This window comes from Rhodococcus sp. HNM0569 (assembly GCF_012726205.1).
Taxonomy (GTDB): domain Bacteria; phylum Actinomycetota; class Actinomycetes; order Mycobacteriales; family Mycobacteriaceae; genus Rhodococcus_F.
Window position 1 is genome coordinate 1 of sequence record NZ_JAASAE010000046.1, and the last position, 348, is coordinate 348.

At 57.5% G+C, this 348-nt stretch carries 1 rRNA gene; it reads left to right on the forward strand.

The features are described 5' to 3' along the window. A 23S ribosomal RNA gene (locus tag HCA44_RS20720) occupies positions 1-348 on the forward strand; the annotation flags it as partial.

Consider the following 348-nt stretch of genomic DNA (forward strand, 5'->3'; position numbering starts at 1 on the left):
AAGGGTTGGGCTGTTCGCCCATTAAAGCGGCACGCGAGCTGGGTTTAGAACGTCGTGAGACAGTTCGGTCTCTATCCGCCGCGCGCGTTAGAAACTTGAGGAAGGCTGTCCCTAGTACGAGAGGACCGGGACGGACGAACCTCTGGTGTGCCAGTTGTTCCGCCAGGGGCACTGCTGGTTGGCTACGTTCGGAAGGGATAACCGCTGAAAGCATCTAAGCGGGAAGCCTGTTCCAAGATGAGGTTTCTCTCCCCCTCGAGGGGTTAAGGCCCCCGGAAGATGACCGGGTTGATAGGCCAGAACTGGAAGCGCAGTAATGTGTGGAGGTGACTGGTACTAATAGGCCGA